The 23,853-nt window shown below is 72.5% G+C and carries 20 protein-coding genes; 9 read left to right on the forward strand and 11 right to left on the reverse strand.

From position 1 onward, the window contains the following. Positions 1 to 15: 15 nt before the first annotated feature. The 3 genes from AC2DGY_RS11620 to mtrA are packed head-to-tail and all read right to left on the reverse strand — an operon-like array spanning position 16 to position 4,032. Positions 16 to 1,680 carry an LpqB family beta-propeller domain-containing protein gene (locus AC2DGY_RS11620; RefSeq protein ID WP_484509843.1) on the reverse strand — a complete coding sequence of 555 codons (1,665 nt, stop codon included), beginning with the start codon at positions 1,678 to 1,680 and terminating at the stop codon, positions 16 to 18. Next, the gene (gene mtrB, locus AC2DGY_RS11625) at positions 1,677 to 3,344 is read right to left on the reverse strand and encodes an MtrAB system histidine kinase MtrB (protein WP_484509844.1); all 1,668 of its coding nucleotides are present in this window, start codon (positions 3,342 to 3,344) and stop codon (positions 1,677 to 1,679) included. The genes AC2DGY_RS11620 and mtrB overlap by 4 nt, the downstream gene beginning before the upstream one ends. A 7-nt stretch (positions 3,345 to 3,351) precedes the next feature. Next, entirely contained in the window at positions 3,352 to 4,032 is a 681-nt protein-coding gene (gene mtrA, locus AC2DGY_RS11630; protein ID WP_484509845.1) for an MtrAB system response regulator MtrA, read from the reverse strand. 156 nt (positions 4,033 to 4,188) lie between these two features. On the opposite strand from mtrA, the gene AC2DGY_RS11635 reads away from it, so the two are divergent. From AC2DGY_RS11635 to AC2DGY_RS11655, 5 genes are read left to right on the forward strand one after another with little or no spacing between them, the layout of a single operon-like run. Next, positions 4,189 to 5,496, forward strand: a complete 1,308-nt coding sequence (locus tag AC2DGY_RS11635; RefSeq protein WP_484509846.1) for a glycerophosphoryl diester phosphodiesterase membrane domain-containing protein — start codon at positions 4,189 to 4,191, stop codon at positions 5,494 to 5,496. An 8-nt stretch (positions 5,497 to 5,504) separates the two neighbouring features. After that, a complete protein-coding gene (locus AC2DGY_RS11640; protein WP_484509847.1) occupies positions 5,505 to 6,152 on the forward strand; it encodes a DUF4129 domain-containing protein in 648 nt (215 codons plus the stop codon). Next, positions 6,149 to 7,312, forward strand: coding sequence for a DUF4350 domain-containing protein (locus AC2DGY_RS11645; RefSeq protein ID WP_484509848.1), 1,164 nt, complete (start codon positions 6,149 to 6,151; stop codon positions 7,310 to 7,312). The genes AC2DGY_RS11640 and AC2DGY_RS11645 overlap by 4 nt, the downstream gene beginning before the upstream one ends. After that, on the forward strand, positions 7,309 to 8,295 hold the full coding sequence (locus tag AC2DGY_RS11650) for an AAA family ATPase (RefSeq protein ID WP_484509849.1): 987 nt from the start codon (positions 7,309 to 7,311) through the stop codon (positions 8,293 to 8,295). The genes AC2DGY_RS11645 and AC2DGY_RS11650 overlap by 4 nt, the downstream gene beginning before the upstream one ends. A gap of 3 nt (positions 8,296 to 8,298) precedes the next feature. Continuing rightward, complete coding sequence (locus AC2DGY_RS11655; protein ID WP_484509850.1) at positions 8,299 to 9,600, forward strand: DUF58 domain-containing protein; 1,302 nt, start codon at positions 8,299 to 8,301, stop codon at positions 9,598 to 9,600. Positions 9,601 to 9,654: 54 nt separating this feature from the next. On the opposite strand, the gene katG is transcribed toward AC2DGY_RS11655, so the two are convergent. From katG to AC2DGY_RS11670, 3 genes are all read right to left on the reverse strand, one after another. Beyond that, positions 9,655 to 11,916 (reverse strand): catalase/peroxidase HPI, encoded by a 2,262-nt coding sequence (katG, locus tag AC2DGY_RS11660; protein ID WP_484509851.1) that lies wholly within the window; start codon positions 11,914 to 11,916, stop codon positions 9,655 to 9,657. Continuing rightward, positions 11,913 to 12,374 carry a Fur family transcriptional regulator gene (locus tag AC2DGY_RS11665; RefSeq protein WP_484509852.1) on the reverse strand — a complete coding sequence of 154 codons (462 nt, stop codon included), beginning with the start codon at positions 12,372 to 12,374 and terminating at the stop codon, positions 11,913 to 11,915. The genes katG and AC2DGY_RS11665 overlap by 4 nt, the downstream gene beginning before the upstream one ends. Before the next feature lie 160 nt (positions 12,375 to 12,534). Beyond that, positions 12,535 to 13,530: a stage II sporulation protein M gene (locus AC2DGY_RS11670; protein WP_484509853.1), complete on the reverse strand. Its 996-nt coding sequence runs from the start codon at positions 13,528 to 13,530 to the stop codon at positions 12,535 to 12,537. Between the two features lie 16 nt (positions 13,531 to 13,546). Here AC2DGY_RS11670 and AC2DGY_RS11675 point away from each other — a divergent pair, with 16 nt between their 5' ends. Then, the gene (locus tag AC2DGY_RS11675) at positions 13,547 to 14,371 is read left to right on the forward strand and encodes an RDD family protein (RefSeq protein WP_484509854.1); all 825 of its coding nucleotides are present in this window, start codon (positions 13,547 to 13,549) and stop codon (positions 14,369 to 14,371) included. A 24-nt stretch (positions 14,372 to 14,395) separates the two neighbouring features. Here the strand turns inward: AC2DGY_RS11675 and AC2DGY_RS11680 are convergent, their stop codons facing one another. Then, entirely contained in the window at positions 14,396 to 14,602 is a 207-nt protein-coding gene (locus AC2DGY_RS11680; RefSeq protein ID WP_484509855.1) for a DUF3499 family protein, read from the reverse strand. Positions 14,603 to 14,671: 69 nt separating this feature from the next. Between AC2DGY_RS11680 and AC2DGY_RS11685 the strand changes: the two genes are divergently transcribed. Further along, positions 14,672 to 15,106: a metallopeptidase family protein gene (locus tag AC2DGY_RS11685; RefSeq protein WP_484509856.1), complete on the forward strand. Its 435-nt coding sequence runs from the start codon at positions 14,672 to 14,674 to the stop codon at positions 15,104 to 15,106. Between the two features lie 9 nt (positions 15,107 to 15,115). Here the strand turns inward: AC2DGY_RS11685 and AC2DGY_RS11690 are convergent, their stop codons facing one another. The 4 genes from AC2DGY_RS11690 to manA form a co-directional block, all read right to left on the reverse strand. After that, positions 15,116 to 16,510: a DUF5719 family protein gene (locus tag AC2DGY_RS11690; RefSeq protein WP_484509857.1), complete on the reverse strand. Its 1,395-nt coding sequence runs from the start codon at positions 16,508 to 16,510 to the stop codon at positions 15,116 to 15,118. Continuing rightward, entirely contained in the window at positions 16,507 to 19,335 is a 2,829-nt protein-coding gene (locus AC2DGY_RS11695) for a glycosyltransferase (RefSeq protein WP_484509858.1), read from the reverse strand. The genes AC2DGY_RS11690 and AC2DGY_RS11695 overlap by 4 nt, the downstream gene beginning before the upstream one ends. 68 nt (positions 19,336 to 19,403) lie before the next feature. Then, positions 19,404 to 19,727, reverse strand: a complete 324-nt coding sequence (locus AC2DGY_RS11700) for a WhiB family transcriptional regulator (RefSeq protein WP_484509859.1) — start codon at positions 19,725 to 19,727, stop codon at positions 19,404 to 19,406. Between the two features lie 143 nt (positions 19,728 to 19,870). After that, on the reverse strand, positions 19,871 to 21,040 hold the full coding sequence (gene manA, locus AC2DGY_RS11705; protein WP_484509860.1) for a mannose-6-phosphate isomerase, class I: 1,170 nt from the start codon (positions 21,038 to 21,040) through the stop codon (positions 19,871 to 19,873). Between the two features lie 41 nt (positions 21,041 to 21,081). On the opposite strand from manA, the gene AC2DGY_RS11710 reads away from it, so the two are divergent. After that, complete coding sequence (locus tag AC2DGY_RS11710; RefSeq protein WP_484509861.1) at positions 21,082 to 22,485, forward strand: O-antigen ligase family protein; 1,404 nt, start codon at positions 21,082 to 21,084, stop codon at positions 22,483 to 22,485. Further along, the gene (locus AC2DGY_RS11715) at positions 22,482 to 23,828 is read left to right on the forward strand and encodes an O-antigen ligase family protein (RefSeq protein WP_484509862.1); all 1,347 of its coding nucleotides are present in this window, start codon (positions 22,482 to 22,484) and stop codon (positions 23,826 to 23,828) included. The genes AC2DGY_RS11710 and AC2DGY_RS11715 overlap by 4 nt, the downstream gene beginning before the upstream one ends. Positions 23,829 to 23,853 lie beyond the last annotated feature (25 nt).

The raw sequence follows: 23,853 nt of genomic DNA on the forward strand, positions 1-23,853 counted from the left end.
CGGTGCAGGAGAGCGCTACGGCATCCCCTGCTGCCCGGCGAGAAGCCGGATGTCCGTCGCGAGCTGTTGCCAGGTGGGCCCCTGGCGCACATAGAGCACGCCCGCGCTGGAGAGGAGCCGGGCGCTGGAATTGCCTCCGGCGATCGACGACACTCCCGCGGGAATGGTCAGCTCCGTCCCCGGGCCCCCGACGGGCTGCTCGCGAAGCGACACCTCCGCGCCCACCCGGACGAGGAGACCGAGAGTGGTGTCATCCAGCCACGCGAGACCGGCGCCCTCACCGGCGACGACGGCGACGACGTGGGGCTCGCCCAGGGCGATGCCCGCCCCATCCGCGGCGCGGCGGATGCCGGCGACCCACAGTTCGGTGTGGCCGCGAACCGTCACCGCGGCCGCCACCCGAGCACCATCCCGGGCGACCTGCATCGCGGAGACGGCGGTGGCTGCCGGCCATGCCGCCTCCACCGGTACGGGGGCGGCGCCGACGGCGAAAGCGCGGACCGCGGCGGGGTCGGTCCCCGGAACGCTCCACACGAAACCGAACGGATCGATCGTCGGGCGGATGAGACCGGGGCGCTCATCCAGCGGAGCCGTGGTCTCATCCCCCCCGGCGCGCACCACGGCACCGGTCGCGGTCAGCACGGCGGCCGCCTCGAGGTCGCCCGACGCCTCCACGGCCATGGCGTCGAGCGATTCGACCGCCCCCGAGAGCCCCGCGACGGGCTCGACGTCTTCCCCGTTGAGGAACCCGAACCGACCGTCCGCGACTTCGACCAGGGACTGGGGGTCGACCCGCGTCGACAGCGTGGGAGCCGAACGCGCCGTCAGGGGAGAACCGTCCGCCGTCATCTGCACGGTGGTGACGCCCGCCGAGCGCAGCGACGCCTCGAGCTGGGCTTGCATACGATCCAGCACGTTCTGCCCCAGCGACAGCGCTCCGTCGGTGAGGTCGACCTGCGCCACCCCGTCGGAGATGGGGACGGCCCGGGTGGCGGTCTCGACCTCTTCGGGGAAGGCGGTCACCACCGCACCGGCCAGCCACGGACTCGGCGCACCGTCGATGAGGGCACCGGCCACGTAGGCGGCGATGTTGGTACGGGGGAACCAGCGCACGTCCGGCACCAGGAACTGCCACGACGGCTCGAAGAACATCAGCGACGCCGAGCTGAACACGCTGCGGAACTGCTCCTCGAAGAGCACGATGCCATCCGGCGCATCGGAGATGCGCCACTCGCCGTTCTCCTCCTCGAGCGTGAAGCTGAGCGTCGAGGGCGCCCCGCCCTGCGGCAGGTACGATCCCTCGGCATCGACGATCCCCGTCGGGGTGATCTCGACGAGACTCACGCCTTCGACGGGAGCCGTCGGCGCGGAGCGGTCCTGGAGGCGGTCGACGGTGACGGTGGTGAGCGGATTCCACTCCCGCGCGAACGAACCGGCCAGGAATTCCCGCGCCGTGGCCCACGAGTCCTGGGGGCCGGAGCCGGCCCGGATGAACCCGTTGACGATGTCTTCCGGCGAGGCACCGGGCTGCGGGCTGTCGGGCACGAAGCGGAAGTCGGGGTCGGCCACGATATCGACCGGCGAGCGCCCCGGATACACCGCACCGGAGCTCGGGAGCCCGGCGCATGCGGTGAGCAGCAGGACGAGCACGGCGGCGGCCACCCCGGCCAGGCGCTTCATGCGCTGCCCTCCGTCACGTCGATGGGCTGGGTGAGTCCCAGCGCCTCCAGCGAGGTGTCGTCGTCGTCCACATCGAGCGCGATCGGCGAGCGCCCGCCGAGGTCGCCCCCCGCGCGGCGCGGAAGCGTGAGGACGAAGTGCGACCCGCGGCCGAGCTCGGACCACACCTCGAGCCGTCCGCCGTGCAGCCGTGCGTCGCCGAGAGCGATGGACAGACCCAGGCCCGTGCCGCCGATCGTGCGCGTGCGTGAGGGGTCGGCCCGCCAGAAGCGGTCGAAGACGTGTTCCGCCTCCCCCGGCCGCATCCCGAGGCCGAAGTCGCGGACGCCGAGCGCGACGGCGTTCTGGTCGCTGTCGACGGTGACGACGATCGGGCGACCCTCCCCGTGCTCGATCGCGTTCCCGAGCAGGTTGCGTACGATCCGGCGCACGCGGCGGGCATCCATCTCCACGAGGGAATGTCCCCCGGGCGCCAGCAGGCGGACGTCCGAGCCGTGCCGCTCCGCGAGCTGGTGCATCGACCCGATCACGTCCTCGGCCAGGTGTGCGAGACTCGTCGGCTCCAGCTCCAGCTGAACGGATCCCGCGTCGTAGCGGCTGATCTCCAGCAGGTCGGTCAGCAGCGTCTCGAACCGCTGCACCTGGGCGTGGAGGAGCTCGGCGGCTCGCGCCGTGGCCGGGTCGAACCGGTCGCGCTGGTCGTTGAGCATGTCGGCGGCCAGGCGGATGGTGGTCAGGGGCGTCCGCAACTCATGCGAGACGTCGGACACGAAGCGCTGCTGCACGAGGGAGAGCTCCGCGAGCTCCTTGATCTGCGCCTCGATGCTGTCGGCCATCGCGTTGAACGAGCGGCCGAGGACCGCCAGCTCATCGTCGCCGCGCACGGGGAGGCGCACGGCGAGGTCGCCCGCCGCGAGCTGCGCGCTGGTCTCGGCCGCCTCGCCGATCGGGACGGTGACCGAGCGCAGCGCGAACCAGGTGATGCCGCCGATGAGCGCCACCAGTGCGATCCCGACGACCCACAGCATGGCCTGCACGAAGGTCAGGGTGGATGAGGCGGCTTCGAGGTTGTACGCGAGGTAGACCTCGTACGGGCCGACGCCGCGGACATCGAGCTGCTGGCCGACGAGGATGCCCGGACCCGTCCCGCCCTCGGTGGGCAGCGACACCGACTGCCACCACTGCGTCTCGGTGTTGGAGCGCACGAGCTCCCGCAGCTCCGACGTCACGAGGGTGCGCTCGAATCCGACCGAGTCCACGTTCTGCGGGGCCAGGGACGACGCATCCGTGTCGATCCGGTAGGAGGCGAAGGCGTCCGCGCCGGACTGCTGCGAGAGGGTACGCAGGACGCTGTTCATGAGGTTCTGCACCGTCACGGGATCATCGGTCTCCGCCGAGGCGTCCAACGTGACCTGCGCGGCGATGGTGGCGCGCTGCGCCGATGTGAGTGCCTGGCGGAGCCGGGACTGGAACAGGTCGTTCTGGATCGCCAGCGCCATCCACACGCACGCGATGAGGATCGTCAGCGCGGTCAGCCCCAGGGTGACCAGGATCGTCCGGAACCGCAGCGAGCGCCGCCACAGCGCCGTGACGCGGCCCGGCCACGAGCGCCACCCCTGCACGACGGTCGGCACCGCTCGCCGCGGGGCCGTCGCCGTGGTCATGCCGGCCTCACACCACCGCGCCGGCGCGGTACCCGACTCCGCGCACGGTGGTGACGATGCGAGGGTTGTCGGGGTCGGTTTCGACCTTGGCGCGCAGGCGCTGAACGTGCACGTTCACCAGGCGCGTGTCGGCCTTGTAGTGGTAGCCCCATACCTGCTCGAGCAGCATCTCGCGCGAGAAGACCTGCTGGGGCTTGGATGCGAGGGCGACGAGCAGCTCGAATTCCAGCGGTGTCAGCGCGATCACGCCATCGCCGCGGCGCACTTCGTGCGCGGTGACATCCACGGCGAGGTCGCCGATGCGCAGAACCTCGCCCCCCGCGGCGGACACCGGCCGCAGGCGGGTGCGGATGCGGGCGACCAGCTCCTTCGGGTTGAAGGGCTTCACGATGTAGTCGTCGGCGCCGGACTCGAGCCCCTTGACCACGTCGGCGGTGTCGGTGCGGGCGGTCAGCATGATGATCGGCACCCCCGACTCGGCACGGACCCGCGTGCACACCTCGATGCCGTCCATCCCGGGCAGCATGAGGTCGAGCAGGATGAGGTCGGGGCGTTCGCGGCGCCAGGCGTCGACCGCTTCGGCGCCGTCGGCACAGAAGGCGGTGTCGAACCCTTCGGTCCGCAGCACGATGCCGATCATCTCCGCCAACGCCGTGTCGTCGTCGACCACCAGGATTCGTGAAGTCATCTGCGCGTTCGTCCTCACATCCGTCCCGCTGCGCGACGGGCGCGCGGCAGCATCCCCGTGCGCTCACTCCACACAGTAGTCGACGCGACTGAGCACCAGCCGAGCGCCTCGCCCGCGTGTGACACGATAGAACCAGCCCAGCACGAGGAGGCGCATGTGACCGCGTACCCGGCCTGGACGCCGGCCCCCCGCCCGGGCATCGTGCCTCTGCATCCCTACGGTTTCGGCACCACGCTCGGGCGGTCGTTCACCGCACTGCGGCAGAACCCCGGGGTGCTGCTCGGGTTCGCCCTGGGCGTGCAGGCACTCGCCTTCCTGGTGCTGATCCTGGTGACCGGCGGGGTCGCCTTCGCCGCCTTCTCGCGCCTGGACACCCTCACCCCCGGCACCGAGGACTTCGAAGCCGTGACGGCCGGGTCGATCGCGATCACGGCGATCACCGGCGTCGTGCTGACCCTTGCCGCCGGGGCGCTCGGCGTTCTCGTGCAGGGCGTCGTCGTCAGCGAGGTCGCGCACGCGGTGGTCGCCGAGAAGCTCCCCCTCCGCGGGGTGTGGCGACGGGTTCGTCCCGTGGCCGGCCGGCTGCTCGGGTATGCGTTCCTCCTGCTCCTGGCCGTCGCGGTCGTCGTGGCGATCGTGGTGGCCGTCCTCTTCGCCCTGGGCACCGCATCCGTCCCGGTCGCGATCGTCGGCGGAGTACTGACGTTCCTCGCCGCCATCCCCCTCACCCTGTGGCTGAACACCAAGCTGCTCCTCGTGCCCGCGGTCATCATCCTCGAGCGGGCGCGCATCGGCCAGGCGCTCGCGCGGTCGTGGCGGCTCACCCGCACCCGCTTCTGGCCGACGCTGGGCATCATCGTCATCATCTCCCTCACTTTCGGTGTCGTCGCGCAGCTCGTGGGCCTTCCCCTCCAGTTCGTCGCGCTGGGGCTGACGACGATCGTCACGCCCACCGGTGAGCCCGAAGCGGGCGCGCTCATCGCCTTCCTCGTCACGGCCGTGATCACTCAGATCGTCACGATCCTCATCCAGTGCATCGCGCTGATCGTCCAATCCACCGCGACCGCCCTGGTGTACGTGGACTGCAGGATGCGGCACGAGGGCCTCGACCTCGACCTGCTCGCCTACGTCGATCAGCGCGACGCCGGCGCGGAGGATCTCCCCGACCCGTATCGCGTGCACATCGGACGCGAACTCCCCCCGCGCGCACCCGCCGCGCCGGCGTGGGCGTACCCCGGGCCGGCCGGTGCGATGCCGCAGGCAGCCGTCCCCGGCGCTTTCTCGTCCCCGCCGCCGTACGCGCCAGCACCCCCGCAGATGCCCAGCGGGCCGCCGCCGGCGGGTGCGCCGGTCCCCGGGCCGGTCGCGGCACCGGCCCCGCCCGCTCCACCGGCGCCCCCGGCCCCGCCGGCGCCGACGACGTGGGCGCCCCCGGGCGCGCCGGCGGGCCCCGGCCGACCGTGACGGCACCGGTGCAGCGCTGGAGCGCCGCTCCCCTCCAGCCCAGTCCCGACGACGCCCGAGAACGGCTGCGGCGGGAGCTGGCCGATCCGGTCTACGAGGCGGCGGAGCCGACGTTCCTCGATCGTGCGGCGCGAGCCGTCGGCGAGTTCTTCACCCGCCTGCTCGACCCCGACCTGTCCGGCGGGTGGGGCCCGACTGCCGCCGTCGTCGCCACGGTCGTGGTCGTCGCGCTCCTCGTCGCCGCCCTCCTCGTGTGGGGGCGCCCGCGCCCGGCGGCACGCTCCCATCGAACGGTCGGACCGCTGTTCGGCGACGGTGACGACCGGTCGGCCGATCGGCTGCGGTCCGACGCGAGCGCGAGCGCCGCCCGCGAGCGGTGGGAGGAGGCCATCGTCCTGCGCTTCCGGGCGCTCGCACGCGGCCTGTCCGAACGCGCCATCATCGAACCTCCCCCCGGCGCGACCGCTCAGGCCTTCGCTCGGGAGGCCGCGCGGGCCTTCCCCGCCGCGGCGACCGAGCTGGCCGCGGCGGCCACCGGATTCGACGACGTCCGCTATCTGCGCCGCCCCGGGTGCCGCGCCGTCTACGACCGGATCGCGGGTCTGGACGACGCTCTCGCCCAGACCCGTCCGGCGCTGAGCGAGGCGCCGCGATGAGTGCGACAGACCTCGACCGGCCCCGCCGGCGCACGCGCGCGCTCGGCTGGGCGGTGATCGCCGTCGCGCTCACCCTCGTCGCCGTCGCCGGTGCTCTCCTCGGCCAGAGCGCCGGCTGGGCCGAACGGTCGGCGCTCGATCCCGAGTCGGCGGGTCCGGACGGCGCCCGCGCGCTCGTCCGCGTCCTCGAGAACGAGGGCATCGACGTCCGCATCGCGCGCGACCTGCCCGCCGCCTCGGCCGCGCTGGCGGACGGGGACGCCACCCTGGCACTGCCCGATGCGCCCGGTCTGTCGGATGCGGCGGTGACGGAACTGGCGGCGGGCGCGGCGGACGTGGTGCTCCTGGAGCCTCGGTCGCGCACTCTCCGCGTGCTCCTGCACGACTCGGCCGCGGCAGGCGCGTTCGCCGACGACACCCTCGCACCGGAGTGCACGCAGGCCGCTGCGCGTCGTGCGGGCGAGATCGTCGCCGGGGAGCTTTTCACCCCCGGCGACGGCGTCGAGGGGTGCTACCCCCTCGATGAGGCCTTCGCGCTCCTGACCGCGTCGCGGGGGGCACGCGCCGTCACCGCGGTGGACGGTCGCGCGCTGCTGGCCAACGACACGGTCGGCCAGGCGGGCAACGCCGCCCTCGCCCTGGGCCTGCTGGGAGCACGACCGACGCTCGTCTGGTACGTCCCGTCCCTCGCCGATGCGGATGCGGCGGCGCCCACGCTGGGCGAACTCACCCCACCCTGGGTGACCCCCGCCATCGTGCTGCTCCTGGCCGCCGGCGTCACCGCGGCACTCTGGCGCGGGCGGCGGTTCGGACCGCTCGTCGCCGAGACGCTGCCCGTCACGGTGCGCGCGGCCGAGACGACCATCGGCCGCGGGCGCCTCTATGCCCGCAGCCGCGACGCCGCGCACGCGGCCGGTCAGCTCCGCGCCGCCGCGATCGGCCGGATCAGCCGCATGCTGGGGCTCGGCGCCCACGTCGCGCCGATGGCGGTGGCGGATGCCGCGGCCCGCCGCCTCTCGCGCGATCCGGGCGCTGTACGCAGCATCCTCATCACCGACGCCCCCGCCACCGACCGCGAGCTGGTCGACCTCAGCGACCGTCTGCACGACCTCGAGGCGGATGTCTCCGCCGCCACCCGACCGGAAGGGACCCCCTCATGAGCGACAACGCACCGGACGACGACGCACCGGACCACGACGCCCTGCGCGACGCCATGCACCGTGTGCGCGGTGAGATCGGCAAGGCGGTGGTCGGTCAGGACGGCACCGTGACCGGGCTCCTCATCGCCCTCCTGGCCCGCGGACACGTGCTGCTGGAGGGGGTTCCCGGCGTCGCCAAGACGCTGCTCGTGCGCACCTTCAGCCGCGCGGTGGGCCTGGACACCAAACGGATCCAATTCACCCCCGACCTGATGCCCGGTGATGTCTCCGGTTCGCTCGTCTACGACGCGCGCACCGGCGAATTCGAGTTCCGGGCGGGCCCGGTGTTCACGAACATCGTCCTCGCCGACGAGATCAACCGCACTCCCCCGAAGACCCAGGCGGCCCTGCTGGAGGCGATGGAGGAGCGGCAGGTGTCCACCGACGGCGTGACCCGGCCGCTTCCCGAGCCCTTCCTCGTCGCGGCGACCCAGAACCCCATCGAGCACGAAGGCACGTACACGCTGCCCGAGGCGCAGCTCGACCGCTTCCTGCTGAAGCTCCTCGTCGACGTGCCGGGGCGCGAGGCCGAACTGGATGTGCTCCGTCGTCACGCGAACGGCTTCGACCCGCGCGCGCTCGGGGTCGCGGGGGTCGAGCAGGCGGTCACCCCGCAGGAGATCCTCGACGCCCAGCGGGCGTCGGCCGCGGTCACCGTGGCCGACGACGTGCTCGGATACGTCGTCGACCTCGCCCGCGCCACCCGCCAAAGCCCGTCCGTGCAGCTGGGCGTGAGCCCGCGCGCGACAACGGGACTCCTCGCGGCGGCCAAGGCCTGGGCGTGGCTGAGCGGGTATCCCGCCATCACGCCCGACCACGTGCAGACGATGCTCGTCCCGACCTGGCGCCACCGCATCCGACTGCGCCCCGACGCCGAGATCGAGGGGGTCTCCGTCGACGCCATCCTCACCTCGGTGCTGCAGCAGACCCGCGTTCCGCTCTGACCCGTGTACGTCACCGGCCGTCTTCCGATCCTCGTCGCCCTGGGCGTCGTTCCCGTCGTGCTGCTCTCGGCGGCGGACGTCGCGCCGTGGGCGGTGGCGGGGGTGTGGATGCTGCTGTGCGCGGCGGGCGCGGCCGCCGACGTCGCTCTTGCCGCTGATCCGCGACTGCTCACGATCGATCGCCGGCTCCCCGGGCGAACCCTCCTGGACGAACCGGTCGTCTCGGAGGTCGTCGTCACGAACACGGGCGATCGACGCGTCCGCGGAGTGCTGCGGGACGCGTGGCAGCCGACGGCGGGGGCGGGGACCACGCGGCTCCGGCTGGACGTGCCCGCCGGGGAGCGGCGCATCCTGAGGCAGGCGCTCCGCCCCGGCCGTCGCGGCGAACTGCGCAGCGACTTCGTGGTGACCCGCTCGGTCGGCCCGCTGGGCCTCGCGGGACGCCAGGCGCGCCTGGACGCCCCCGGACGGCTGCGCGTCCTCCCTCCGTTCCGCGCGCGGCGTCACCTCCCCTCGCGCCTCGCGCGCCTGCGGGAGCTCGACGGGAACACCAGCGTGCAGGTGCGCGGTCAGGGCACCGAGTTCGACAGCCTCCGCGAGTACGTGCGCGGCGATGACGTGCGTTCCATCGACTGGCGCGCCACCGCGCGGGCGGGTGCGACGATGCTCCGCACGTGGCGACCGGAGCGCGACCGTCACATCGTCATCGTCGTCGACACCGGGCGCACCTCGGCGGCGCGCGTGGGCGACGGCACTCGCCTGGATGCGGGGATGGAGACGGCGCTGCTGCTGGCGGCGCTGGCGCAGCGGGCCGGCGACCATGTGCACCTCCTCATGTTCGACCGGCTCGTCCGTGCGCGCGTGAGCCGGGTGGAGGGACCGGGGCTTCTTCCCGCGCTGGTGGACGCGATGTCGCCGGTGGAGCCGGCACTCCTGGACACCGACTGGGATGCCGCCCTCGCCCACGTCCGGACGCTGGCGAACCACCCCTCGCTCGTGGTGCTCGTCACCGCTCACGACGACCCGGCCGCGGCCCGCGGATTCCTGGGGTCGCTTCCCGGCCTCACCGCGCGCACGCGGGTCCTCGTCGCCACCGCCGCCGAAGCGCCCGTCGCCGACACGGCGGGCACGAACGCGGCCGAGGTGTACGCCGCCGCTGCCGCCGTGCGGGCGAGCGAGGACGCTCGCCGGGTCACGGCGGCCGTCGAGCGCGCGGGCGGCGATGCGGTCACCGCATCCGCCGACGATCTTCCTCCCCGCGTGGCCGACCGCTATCTCGCGCTCAAGGCCGCCGGGCGCCTGTAGCCCGGAAAACGGAACGGCCCGCCCCTTCCGGGACGGGCCGTTCGCAGAGGGTGTTCAGACGAGGTCGAACCGATCGAGTTCGGTGACCTTGCGCCACGCCGCGACGAAGTCGCGGACGAGCTTCTCCTTGGCGTCATCGCTGGCATACACCTCGGCGAGGGCGCGCAGCTCGGAATTGGAGGAGAACACCAGGTCGACGCGGGAGCCGACGCCCACACGCTCCCCCGAGCCGTCCTTCGCCCCTTGGAATGCGTGCTTGCCGCTGTCCAGCGGCGTCCACGTGGTGCCGAGGTCGAGCAGGTTCACGAAGAAGTCGTTCGTGAGCGCACCCGGCGTCGCGGTGAACACACCGAAGGGCGACCCGTCCCAGTTCGCACCGATCGCGCGCATCCCGCCGACGAGCACGGTCATCTCCGGCGCCGTGAGCGTGAGCAGGTTGGCCTTGTCGACCAGCAGGTACTCCGCCGGCAGCTTCGCATCCCGCGAGATGTAGTTGCGGAACCCGTCGGCGACCGGCTCGAGGTACGCGAAGGACACCTCGTCGGTCTGCTCCTGCGTGGCATCGGTGCGACCGGGGGTGAAGGGCACCTCGATCTCGATGCCGCCGGCCAGGGCCGCCTGCTCCACGCCGGCGTTTCCGGCCAGCACGATGAGGTCGGCCAGCGACACGGTCTTGGCGCCCGCCTGCTGCGCGTCGAACTCCGCCTTGATGCGCTCGAGCACGCCCAGCACCTTCTGCAGCTGCGCGGGGTTGTTGACCTCCCAGTCCTTCTGCGGGGCGAGGCGGATGCGGGCGCCGTTGACGCCGCCGCGCTTGTCGCTGCCGCGGAAGCTGGATGCTGCGGCCCACGTGGTTCCGACGAGCTCCTGAACGCTCAGTCCGCTGTCGAGGATCTGGCGCTTGAGCGCTGTCGCGTCGGCCTGGTCGATGAGGGGGTCGACGGCAGCGGGCAGCGGGTCCTGCCAGATGAGCTCCTCCTGCGGCACCTCGGGTCCGAGGTAGCGCGCCTTGGGCCCCATGTCGCGGTGGGTGAGCTTGAACCACGCGCGGGCGAAGGCGTCACCGAACGCGATCGGGTCGTCCTTGAACCTGCGCGAGACCTCGTCGTACGCGGGGTCCATGCGCAGCGCCAGGTCACTCGTGAGCATGCGCGGCTCGCGCTTGCCCTCGGAGTGGGCGAGCGGGACCATGTCGGCCCCCATGCCGTTCTTCGGCCACCACTGGTGCGCGCCGGCGGGGCTCTGGAACAGCTCCCACTCGTAGGCGTACAGGATGTGGAAGAACTCGTTGTCCCAGCGCGTGGGGTGGTAGGTCCACGTGACCTCCAGGCCGCTGGTGACCGTGTCGTCGCCCTTGCCGGTGCCGTACTCGTTCTTCCAGCCGAGGCCCTGCTCCTCGATGTCGGCGGCCTCGGGGTTGGGGCCGACGTGGGAGTCGGGGGCGGCGCCGTGGGTCTTGCCGAAGGTGTGGCCGCCGGCGATGAGGGCGACGGTCTCCTCGTCGTTCATGCCCATCCGGCCGAACGTCTCGCGGATATCCCGTGCCGACAGCAGCGGGTCGGGGTTGCCGTTGGGGCCCTCCGGGTTGACGTAGATGAGGCCCATCTGCACGGCGGCGAGGGGCTTCTCCAGCTCCCGGTTGCCGGTGTAGCGCTCGTCGCCGAGCCACGTGGTCTCCGGGCCCCAGTACACGTCGTCGTCCGGCTCCCACACGTCGGCGCGTCCACCGGCGAAGCCGAAGGTGGAGAATCCCATCGACTCCAGCGCGACGTTTCCGGCGAGGATCATCAGGTCGGCCCACGAGATCGACTGGCCGTACTTCTTCTTGACCGGCCACAGCAGCCGGCGGGCCTTGTCGAGGTTGACGTTGTCGGGCCAGCTGTTCAGGGGTGCGAAGCGCTGCATCCCGGCTGCGCCACCGCCGCGACCGTCGGTCACGCGGTACGTGCCGGCGCTGTGCCACGCCATGCGGATCATGAGCGGACCGTAGTGACCGAAGTCGGCGGGCCACCAGTCCTGAGACGTGGTGAGCACGTCCTTGATGTCCTGCTTGAGGCTCGCGAGGTCGAGCGATTCGAAGGCGGCCTTGTAGTCGAATCCGTCATCCAGCGGGTCGCGCTGGGCGGTGTTCTTCGCGAGGATCTTGAGGTTGACGCCGTTGGGCCACCAGACGCGGTTGGCCGAACCCTGCGTCGGGTGCGGCAGGTGGCCGGCGGGCTGACTGTCGGCGGGGGCTTCTCCCACGGGCAGTCGGTTGTCGTCGGGAGCTGCACCGTCGTGGAAAACGGGGCAGCCGGGAGCGGCGATGTCGCTCATTCAGATCCTCTCGGAGGGTTCGGGTGGTTCGTGTCTGCTCGACAGTTCGGGCACAGTCCCCAGAACGTCACCTCTGCGGAGCGGATGTCGAACCCGCTCCCCTCGGGCACGTGCAGGCACGGCGCGCCACCGACGACGCAATCGACGTCTTCGATGCGGCCGCACTCCGTGCACACCATGTGGTGGTGGTTGTCGTCGACCCGCAGTTCGAACGTGCCGGGGTGACCGGCCGGTTCGATGCGGCGCGCCAGGCCCGCATCGACGAAGTCGCCCAGCGCGTTGTACACCGACTGCTTGCTCGTCGCCGGGAGGGTGACGCGGATGCGGTCGAACACCTCCTCGGCGGAGGCGTGCGGTCTGCCGGCGAGGGCGTCGAAGACGGCGGTGCGGGTCGCGGTCACGCGCAGACCCGCGGTACGCAGACGCGCCTCGAGAGTCATGCCGGTACCGTCGATCATGTTCCGAACCTAGCCCAGTTTTGACTCGTTCAAAAAAAGGCCGGTCGCGCGGCGAGCCTCGTAGCCCACCTGTTCGCCGGAGCATCCGCCCGTTCAGGGGACAACTCCTGCCGCCTCACCGAGGCGCGAGGCGACGATTCCTGCCCCTTGAGCGGGCGCTTCAGCCCGAGACGAGGCGCGCGGTCCCCGCCTCGTACTCCGTGAGGTCGCCGTCCTCGCCGGCCCGGGCTGCGCGTCGGCCGAGCACGAGCAGGTAGGCGAGGACAGCCGCGAGTGCCAGCGCGCCGATGGTGATCTTGACCGGCGTCGGCCACGGCGATGGGGTGACGAACCCCTCGATGACCCCGGAGAGAGCGAGGACGAAGACCAGGCCGATCGCGATCGTGCCGAGGGATCGTCCCGCCGAGGCCAGCGCGTCCGCCCGGGAGCGGGGGCCCGGCGCGACCCAGGCCCAGAAGATCTGGAGCCCGGCGGCCCCGGCCACCAGGATCGCGGTGACCTCCAGCAGACCGTGCGGGAGGATGAAGGAGAAGAACACGTCGCCGCGGCCGAACGCGAACATCACGGCCGCGGCCGTTCCGATTCCCACCGCGTTCTGCACGAGCACCATGAGCGGCCAGATGCCGGTGATCCCGAACAGCACGCACTGCGCGGCGATCCAGGCGTTGTTGGTCCACACCGTCCCCGCGAACACGGCAGCCGGATTCTCGCTGTAGTACGCCGTGAACTCCTCCTCGGCATAGGACTGCAACTCGGCCTCGTCCCCCAGTGCGGCGACGGCGGCCGGGTCGGAGGCGATCCACACGGCCACGAGGGTCGTGACCGCGAGGAAGCCGACGGCCACGGCCAGCAGCATCCACCGCACGCGGTAGAGGGCGGCGGGCAGCTGCCACAGGAAGAAGCGGGGCACGAGTGGGCCGGGGTTCTCCCGCACACCGGTCAGCCGCAGCCGAGTGCGTGCCAGGAGCGTCGAGACGTAGTCGCCCTGGGGCGTTCGGCCTGCCGAGGTCTTGATCTCGGCGAGGTCGGCGGATGCGGCGCGATAGCGCGTGACGAGTTCATCGACCTCCGCCCCGGACAGGCGGCGGGCGCGGCTCAGTTCGTCCAGGCGTGCCCACTCCTGCCGCCGCGCGGCCGTCAGGGCGTCGAGGTCCATTTGCTTTACTGTACCCATGGCCTCCGACCGACCCCCCGCCCTGGTGCAGATCGCTCAGGACGAGACGGTCACCGGCGAAGCCGTGGCGCTGGACGTGCAGTCGGTGGGATTCTTCCTCCGCGCCGTGGGCGCGCTGATCGACTTCCTCATCGGGGTGGCCGTGCTCGTGCTGCTGGCGAGCGTCCTGACATGGCTGGTGAGCGCGGGCGTCGTGGGCGAAGAGGCGGTGCCGCCTCTGGCGATCACGGTGCTGGTGCTCGTGGCGGTGGTGGCCCCGACCACCGTGGAGACGGCCACCCGCGGACGCAGCCTCGGCAAGCTGGCCGTCGGCGGCCGGATCGTCCGCGCAGACGGCGGCGCCATCGGATTCCGGCACGCATTCCTGCGGGCGCTGGCGGGGGTGCTCGAACTGTGGCTCACGCTCGGGTCGCTGGCCGCCCTCGTCGGCGCGTTCACGCCGCGGGCGCAGCGCCTGGGCGATCTGCTGGCCGGAACCTACAGCGAACGCACGCGCACGCCGCCGCTCCCGGCGCCGGCGCCGGGGGTCCCTCCGGCGCTCACCGGCTGGGCTCAGGTCGCCGATGTCGCGCGCCTGCCCGACCGCCTCGCCGCCCGCATCGCCCAGTTCGTGCGCTCGGCCCCGCACCTGGAGCCGTCCGCGCGGGTCCGCCTTGCCGAGTCGCTCGCCGCGGAGGCGCGCCCGTTCGTCGCTCCACTACCGCCGGTCGACGCCGAGCTTCTCCTCCACGGCATCGCCGCGGTGCGGCGGGACCGCGAGTTCCGGGCGCTCCTCCTCGAAGACCAGCGCGTCGCCGCGCTCCTCCCGCCGACCGGTCACTGAACCCCGGTTGACCGGGGGGAAGCGTCAGACGCGCAGCGTCTCGTGGCGGACGACGACCCATCCGCGGGGGACGGACAGCCGGTCGGTGTGGATGGCGCACAGGTCATGCGCGTGCGGATCGCCGCCTCGACCGAGCGGTCCGACGGCCGCCATCTGGTCGCCGTAATCGTAGGTCAGGGTCGTCACCGCCTCGCGGGAGCATCCCACCTTGGAACAGAGTCTGTCGCGCATCGCCGTCAGCCTAACCGCGGCATCGGCCGGCGCCCCGCCGCCTCGCCGACCGCGCCGTAGGATGGGGCCATGGTCCGCCGCCGCTCCCGCGAGCGCCTCCGCGCACGACCTCCGCGGCACGGTCGTCATGGCCGCGAGAACCGCAGCCCGGTCGTGCGCCCTCCGCTTCCCCCGTTGGACACCCGCGTGGAGCGCTTCGATCTGGCCGTCGGCACCGCCGCGGAGTTCCTCCGCTCCGCGTGGAGCGAGCTGCGGGAGGTGTCCTTCGAGATCGGGGTGCTGCCACCCTCGACCGATGACCACGGCATCCCGCGCTGGCGGGTGCTGCGCGAGCAGAAGCGCATCATCCTCTATCGCGTACCGATCGAGCGGCTGAGCCACCTGCACCGCGACGACGACCTGCACCGGCGCATGATGATCGAGAGCGCGGTGTTCCGCGCTGCCGCCGAATACCTCGACCGCGATCCGTGGGACCTCGGCCCCGAGCGGTTCCGCTACTTCTGAGCCTCCCGGCTACGGGAAGACGGGGATGGGCGGAGCCGCGGCGTCCGCGCTCCACACCGGGAACCCGGCGAGCGCTCCCGCCGCGGAGAAGGACACCGCCGCCCGCACCGGTGCGGACGGGTCGAGGACGTACGCCCCCGACTCGGCGAGAGCCACCTGCGCCGCGGCATCCGGCGCCACGTCCACCTCGGTCGTCGAACCGCCGGGGGTGGTCACCGTCACCGTCGCCGTTTCGCCGCCCTCGTTGACCAGGGTCAGCGCCGGCGATGCGCCGGTGGGCACGGCGACCGCCGTCGGTCGGTCGACCTCCGGGGCGGCGGCGAACCACGCGAAATCGGATCCCTCTCCGAAGCCCGTGGTCCCCCACACGCCGCTGACCACCGGCGCCGTGGCCGCCACGTCGACCGTGTAGGTGCCCGGGCTCAGCGCCGGGAGACCGAGTTCGCTCGGAATTCCGGCGACGAGCGGCACGGCCGCGTCCTCGCCCACCGTGCGGCCGGCGCTGTCGCGCACCGACACGATGGCCTGGGTGTCGGCCGCGGGCGAGAGGAGACGGACGATCGTGCGCGCCCCTTCCACGCCTTCGGTGCCCTCTTCGGGGACGACCACTCCCGCGACGATCTGGCGCTCCGTGGCCGCGGCGACCGGGCTTACCTGGTCGATCCCGCCGGGAAGGAGCGTGCGGATGAGGCTGGACTGCAGAGCCGCCGTGACGGGGGCACCCATCGCCGTCACCGAGATCACGGGGCTCGCCTCGTCCGGGAGGAGACCGGCGAGGGGGATCACCACCTGGCTGCCTGCGGGAACGACCCGGTCGGTACCGCCGGGGGCCACCTGCGGGCCGGATGCGCCGTAGACGGTGACCTGCACGGTCGCGGCGACCGTGCCCGGGTTCGACAGCACGACCAGGTCACTCGAACCCGTGGTCGTCGCGCCCCCCACGAGCCACGACTCCAGAAGCGGCGGGCGGCAGGCGGATGCGGCGAATCCGCGAAGATCGGCTGCGTCGATGGAACTGGAGCCCGCCGCGGCGAAGGTCGCCGGTTGAGAGCCGTCGGGGGCGGAGGCGAAGGCGAGCGACTCCGCGCCTTCTGCGGGTGCGGTCAGTGCGCGCTCGGTGGCCCCGGCGCTCGCGGGGCCGGCGACCACCGACTGGGAAGCGGCGACCGACAGCTGTCCGGCCTCCTCCACCACCCGGCCGAGCGCCAGGAGCGGTCCGTCGCAGGCCAGCACGGTATCCGAGGGCGCCGGCGTCGCCACCACGCGCACGGGCTCGGCCGTCACCGTCGGCCACGGGAAGGCGATCGCGAGCACGACGGCGATGACCGTCGCTGCGGCGGCGGCAGCACCCGCCACGACGCGGGTGCTCGTGAGCACCCACCGGAACAGCCGCCGCTGCGTCATCGCGTCTCCTTCGGTGCCGGCCCGACGATGCGAGGGGTCCGACGTGCGATACGACGGCTCGCGGCGGTCGGCACGGACAGCAGTAGGCAGATCGCGACGACGGCCAGCTGGGCCAGCGCCAGCGCCCGCGCGGTGTCGCGGACGGCCGCCGAGTCCGGTGCGCGCGGCTCGACGTCGCCGGTGAGCCGCCAGAGGGCACCGCGTGCGGTCTCCCCGACGGCGTCCAGGCCGTCCCGCTGGTCGAGCGCCGTGGATGCGGCCAGCCGCAGTGCCTGGACGGTCTCGACGTCACCGTCCGGGGCCTGGAGCAGGACGAAGCCGATCCCGCGCTCGGCGAGCGCCTGCACGGCTTCCGGACTGGTCGAGGTCACCAGGTCGGCTGACAGGTCGGCCAGCTCTCGATCGGCGGCGGAGGCCTCGGTACGAGTGGCCTGGACGGTGCTCTGTCCGCCGAGCGTCTCACTGCCGCCCCACACCACCTGCACGACCATGCCCTGGTCGACCGGATTCAGCACGATCGTGCCCACGCGCGGGTCGCCGTTGCCCTCGGCGGCGACATAGGCGGGCAGGGTCGCCGCGGGCCCGTTCGTGAGCACCGACGCGTCGCGCGCGGGCGCCGTGAGGGAAGGAACAGCCACCACGACCACCCCGGCGACGAGGAGGAGGGCTGCGACCGGGCGCAGCATCCGCAGACGCGGGACGAGCCCCGAATCCAGCGTCACCACCGCCGCACCGGCCGCGCCCGCCCACGCAAGGCTCAGTGCCGTGCCGGGCCACAGGGGCACGGACGCCGTCCCGGCGAACGACACCGCGATCCCGACCGCCGCGAACGCGGTCGCCATCCCCAGCACGGCCAGCACGACGAGGGCCGCGCCCACCGGCCATCGCGGAGTCACGAGCGACATGAGCGCGAGGACGGCCAGCGGCGCCAGCAGCAGCGGCACCCACCACACCGGCGCGCCGCCGAGGAACGCGCTCCATCCGCCCGGGTCAGCGGTGGGGAACCCGGCGGCCAGGAGCAGGCGTCCGGCAGCATCCGCCGACACTCCCCCGCCCACGGGAACACCCGGGTCGGCCAGGAGCGCGAGCAGGTCGCCGGAGCGGACGCGCACCCAGACGAGCGGGGCGAAGAAGACCGCCGACGGTACGACGAGCCACACGACCTTCGCCACCCCGCGGCCGCGCCGGGCGGCGATGACGGTCACGAGCATCCCGAGCCAGGCGATCAGCAGCGCGGGTGCGAGGGATGGGGCGCACGCCAGCACGGCGGCCAGGAGGAGCGACGCGCCACCGGCGCTCGCCCACGATCGGTGCGCGACGCTGCCGGTGTACAGGAGCCAGGGAAGAAGGAGGTGAACGAGGACCGCGGCCGGGCGCCCCTCGACGAGCGCCGTGAGGAATGTCGGGGCAAGACCCCACACGATGGCTGCACCGATCCGCAGGAGCGAGCGCTCCGTCAGCCGGGTCGCTGCGAACCACCCGCCGAGGACGGCCAGGGGAAGAGCGAGGAGCCACAGGAGCACGATGGCGCGGGACGGCTCGACCGGCCACAGCGTGCCGATCACGGCGATCACCGCCGCGAACGGGTCGGCCGGTGCGACATCGGCCAGCCCCAGCGCGCGGGAGCCGAACGCGGCGTCGGCCCACAGTCGCCCGACGGTGGACCGCAGCGGCAGGAGTGCGCCGCCGCCGAGCACCGGCCAGGCCAGGAGCTCAGGGAAGACGCCCACCGACACGACGGCGGCTGCCAGCACCACCCATGCCCCTCCGCCGGTGAAGAAGCGCAGCTCCGAGCGCACCGGCGCGTCGGGGTCTGCGCCGTCGCCGTCCCATCGGAGCCGCAGCTGCGCCGAGGTGATGCGCAGCGGCGTCAGGCGCGCCCACCCCGTGCGGCGGGTGGCGCGGATGCGGCCACGGGCCCGCGCGATCGCGCCCCACCGGACGAGAACGACCAGGGTGGCCCACCAGTCCGGTCCCACTCGACCCGGCTGCTTGGCCACGAGAAGGGAGACCGTGCGCCACACCGCGAGCGGCAGCAGCGAGAGCCAATGGAACGCCACGGCCACCGCGGGCGCATAGACGATCCTGCGATGCAGCTCGGCGGTGCGGGTGGCGAACTCGCGCCTCGTCGAGTGGCGCTCGGACGGAAGACCTGCCACTCCGTCCCCGGCCACGGCCACCACGGCGGAGGGAACCAGGGTCACCCGCTCCCCCGCGAGACGGGCGCGGACCCCCAGGTCGAGTCCTTCGTCCGCGCCGGCGAGGCCGGCATCCAGCCCGCCGAGTTCGCGCCACGCGTCGCGGCGGACGAGTACCCCGCGAATGTCGGTGCCGAGAACGTCCTCGGTCATGTCGTGCTGCCCCTGGTCGAGTTCGCCGGCGGCGAGCTCCACGGTTCTTCCCAGCGGCGACAGGCTCACCCCGAGCGAGACGAGCTCCGAGGGGTCGTCCCACCGCACGAGCTTGGGGGCGACGAAAGCGACGGACGCCGCCACTTCCAGGGCGCCGGCGAGCCGGATGAGGGCGTCGGGCTCCGGAGCGGTGTCCTGCGCGAGCAGCCACACGGCGTCACCGGTCAGGCGCGGGGTGGCCATCGCCGTGGCGGCGGCGAAACCCGTGCCGTGGGAGGCGGTGATGACGCCCTCGGCACCCGAGCGCGCGGCGAGGTCGCGCAGGTCGTCGCCCCCGCCGCAGAGGATGATCGTCAGCGCGTCCACGGGCCGGGTCTGCGCGGCCAGCGCAGCAAGCGTTCGGCGCAGGTGTGCGGCAGCGGGCGTGCGCCCTTCCGGGCGCACGACGAGGATCGCGTGGACTCGAGCGGGCATGACGCAGTCAGCCTAGGCCGAGACCGTGTCCGCGCTGCGGCGCACGCGCCGCGGAGAGCGGATCGCGCTCAGCTTGCGCGGCGCTTGAGCTTGCGCCGCTCGCGCTCGCTGAGCCCGCCCCAGATACCGAACCGCTCGTCGTTCTGCAGTGCGTACTCGAGGCACGCGTCGCGGACGTCGCACGTGGTGCAGATGCGCTTGGCGTCGCGGGTGGATCCGCCCTTCTCCGGGAAGAAGGCTTCGGGATCGGTCTGGGCGCACAGGGCGTCGGTCTGCCAGGACAGGGCGTTGTCGTCGGCGTCGGTGTCGCGGCGGACTCCCGGCACTCCGAGATGAACGGGGTCGACGAACCAGTTCTCAGGTACGCCGGAACGATACGGTGATCCAGCCATCTCGTCTCCTACCTGAGCCCCTCAGCCACGCCGGCCGCGTGTAGTCATAATTACACCCGTGTCATTCGCTCAGGTCAAGTCGCAGATACTAAAGCCTCAAGGCGGACTTCAAACTTCACCACGCCCGCGGCGTGTCGGGGATGTTATGCCCGACCCGGCATCGCCACGAAGGCCTGACCGGCGCCGGCGAAGACGAGAGGGCTCTCGACCGGCGTGGCGAGCAGCGCCTGCCCGGGCTGGAGGGTGAGCCGAGCGCCGCTGGCGCCGGTGACCTCCACGATCCCCGTGACCGCCAGGGCGAGCGCCGTGCCGTGAAGCTCCACCTCGAGGGAACCCTCTCCCACGGTGACCGCGGCGAGCGCGAAGTCGGGCACTCCGGCGTCGAAGAGGTCGACGCCGGGCGCCAGGGCGCGCGGTGACAGCACCGGAGGGCCCGAGGGCGTCGCATCCAGCACCCGCATCAGCTCGCCGGTGTCGATGTGCTTCGAGGTGAGGCCACCGCGGAGGACGTTGTCACTCGCAGCCATCAGTTCCACACCCAAGCCCGCCACGTAGGCGTGGAGGACGCCGGCGGGGACGAAGATGGCCTCGCCACGGCGCAGGGTCACGAGGTTCATCAGCAGCGCCACCACCACGCCGGGGTCGGCCGGGTAGGCCTCAGCGAGACTCCGCGCGAGCGCGAGCTCCGGGGCGAACTCCTCCGACCGGGCGCCGGGGATGGCGGAGATGATCTCCGCGACCTCGCCGGCGGCATCGCCGTCGAGCAGCCATCCGATCGTCGCGCGCAGGCTTTCCGCCGCATCCTCCTCGGCGAGGTGAGCGGCCAGCGCGCGCGGACCCGGCCCGTCGCCCAGCGCCGCGATCAGCCGGCGCGTCGCGGAGATGTCGCGGAGTCCGGCGAGCGCGTCGAACCGGTCGCTGAGGGCGACGAGCAATTCCGGCTTGTGGTTGTCGTCGCGGTAGTTGCGGTCGGCCGCATCCCGCGGGACTCCGGCCGTCTCCTCCCGGGCGAACCCCTCCTCCGCCTGCGACTTCGACGGATGGGCCTGGATCGACAGCGGCGCGCCGGCCGCCAGCAGCTTCATCAGATAGGGCAGCCGCTCGGGCACCCCGAGGGCCGTCGCCTCCTCGGGCAACCAGGTGTCGAGGGTGCGATGCGAGCCGTCATGCACGAAGGCCGGTGAGCCGGGATGGTCACCGAACCACACCTCCGCCTCCGGGGCTCCCGAGGGTTCCCGTCCCTCCAGCTCGGCGAGGAGCGCGGTCGATCCCCACGCGTAGTCGCGCGGGGCGTTGGAGATCCGGGTCAGCACGCGCCCAGCCTACGGCGCGCCGGGGACTACCCTGAGTTCCCATGGCGGTTCACACGAAGCATCCCGCGTCGGCCCCGCCTACCCCACCCGCGCGAGAGAAGACCGGGCACCTGTTGCTGCGGGGCTGGTGCGTCTTCGTCGTGCTCCTCGCCCTCGGGGGAACGGCATGGGTGCACGCCTTCGGCGAGGTCGCCACCGGCGCTCTGACGGTCCTGTCGGGCGTGGTGTCCGTGGTGCTGTGGCTCTCGATCCGGCCGCCCGTGCAGGGCCGGCGCATGCCGTGGCTGGCCTTCGGGTACATCGCCTGGGCGGGGGTGTCCGTGCTCTGGAGCGCGTGGCCGGCGACCTCGGCCCTCACGTGGCTGCTGCTGGCGATCACCACGCTCCAGGGCCTGTTCGTCGCCGCCGCACTCACGTGGCGCGAGATCGTCCGCACCATCGCCTCCGCACTGAAGTGGGTGATCGGCCTCAGCATCGTGTTCGAACTCTGGGTCTCGATCGTCGTCGGCGGCCCCATCCTCCCGGGATGGGAGCGACCGGTCGGAAAGATGGATCCGATCGTCTACTGGTCGCGCGACAACCTCTTCGACTGGAGCGGACGCATCCAGGGGATCTTCGGCAACTCCAACCTCCTTGCGGGCGTCATGGTGCTGGCCCTGGTCGTCTTCGCGATCCGCTTCGCCGCCCGCTCCCCCCGGCGGGAACTGCTCGTCGCGTGGATGGTCGCCGCCGCCTTCCTCCTGGTGCGCGCGGGCTCCGCCACGGCCTACCTCTGCGTCGCCGCGATCGTCGTCGTGCTGGGCACCGTCCTCCTCATGCGCACCGCCCGGCGCCCCGGCGAGCGGACCCGCTGGTATGTCCTCTACGCCCTCGTGGGGTTCGGCGGCGGGGCCGCGCTGTGGTTCGGCCGTGACGCCCTCTTCACGCTCCTCGGCCGCTCGGCCGACCTCACCGGGCGCGAGCAGATCTGGCAGCAGGTGCTCGAACGCGCCTCGCAGCATCCCCTCATCGGATGGGGCTTCGCGACGCCGTGGCTGCCGCAGGACCCCCAGTTCGACGGGTGGATCGTGGATCACGGGGAGACCGTCCTGCAGGCGCACAGCATGTGGCTGGACGCGTACCTCCAGCTGGGCGTCGTCGGCGTCGTGCTGCTGGCCCTCGCCTACCTCGCGTTCGTCTGGCGTGCGTGGTTCTTCGCGGTCGACCGGCCCCGCTTCGACCTGCGCGCCGATCGTCCGTACTCGCCCCTCACCCTTCTTCCCACCCTGACCGCCACGCTTCTGCTCGTGCAGGGCATCTCGGAATCCGGGCCGCTCCTGGTGTGGGGATGGATGCTGTTCATCCTCTTCTCGTTCAAGATCAAGCAGGCGCCGCTGGTGGGCGTCGGTCCTGCCGAGCAGCGTCTGGCCATCGAGCGCGGCGACCTGCAGGGCGCAGTCCCGTGAGCGGCCCCGCGCCGCACCCGGCCTCCACCCTGCCGGCCCTGCTCGCCTCGGCGTCCTTCGCCCGCGCGTACACGCTCACGACCCTGGGCACGGTGTTCTCGGCGTTCGCGATCCAGCGGATCGCCGGCACCGTCACGTTCATGACCATCGTCACCGGCCTGTGCGTCGTCGGCATCGGGATGCTGCTGGCCCGCCGAGAGGAGTACTCCCTCGCGCGCGTGGCGCCCACGACGCTGCTGAGCTTCCTGGCGTGGACGCTGGCCTCGGTGGCCTGGACCGGCGACCGCGGGCACACCGTCGCCGGGTGGACCGCCCTCGCGGCGATCGCGCTCCTCGCCGTCGTCGTCGCGCTCGTCCGAGACACCCTCCAGACCGTGCGCGCTCTCGGCGACGTGCTGCGCTGGTTGCTGTCGATCTCGCTGGCCGTGGAGATCCTCTCCGGGATCCTCCTGGACATGCCGTTCGGCTTCCTCGGCATCCAGGGCCGGATCGCGGAGTTCGGACCCATCCAGGGCATCTTCGGCACCCGCAACCTGCTCGGCTTCGTCACAGTGATCGCCCTCATCACGTTCCTCATCGAGTACCGCACCCTGTCGGTGCGCACCGGCGTCGCCGTCTTCTCCGTCGTGCTCGGCGGGGTCACGGCCGTCCTCACCGACTCCCCCACCGTGTTCGTGGTGGCCGTCGCCGTCGCCGTGGCGACGGCGGCCCTCGTGGCCGTCCGCAGCGCGGCACCCGAGCGGCGGAGCATCCTGCAGTGGACCATCGGCGGCGTCGTCGCCGTGGTCGTCCTCACCGGGTACGCGATGCGAGGGACGGTCATCGAGCGGCTCGGCGCGCAGAGCGACCTGTCGCTGCGCACCGATCTGTGGGGCACCCTCGTGCCGTTGGTTCGATTCCGCCCGGTCCAGGGCTGGGGATGGTTCGGCGCCTGGGTTCCCGGCGAGTTCCCCTTCAACGCGATCAACGCCACCCTCCGGGAATCACACGCCTCGGCGCTCAACGCGTACCTCGACGTCCTGCTGCAGATCGGGTGGGCGGGCTTGCTGCTCTTCCTGGCGCTGGGCGTGGTCGCCCTCGTGCGGTCGTGGCTCGTCGCGAGCGAGCGCCGGTCGGTCGTCTACGCGTGGACACCGCTCGTCCTCGTCGCCCTCCTCGTGGACTCGCTCTTCGAGAGCTTCACCCTGAGCGGATTCGGCTGGTTCATGCTCGTTCTGTGTGCCATGCGGGCGGGGCAGAGTCGCTCCTGGCGCGAGCGTATGGACTCCCTCGGCGAGCCCGACGCGCCCGGAATATTGCCGTTGGTGGACGGCGCTCAGGGGTTGGACGGCCGGCGCGGGTAGGATTCAGCGTGGCCGAATCGTCGGC

It is taken from the genome of Microbacterium sp. Z6_144 (assembly GCF_057197625.1).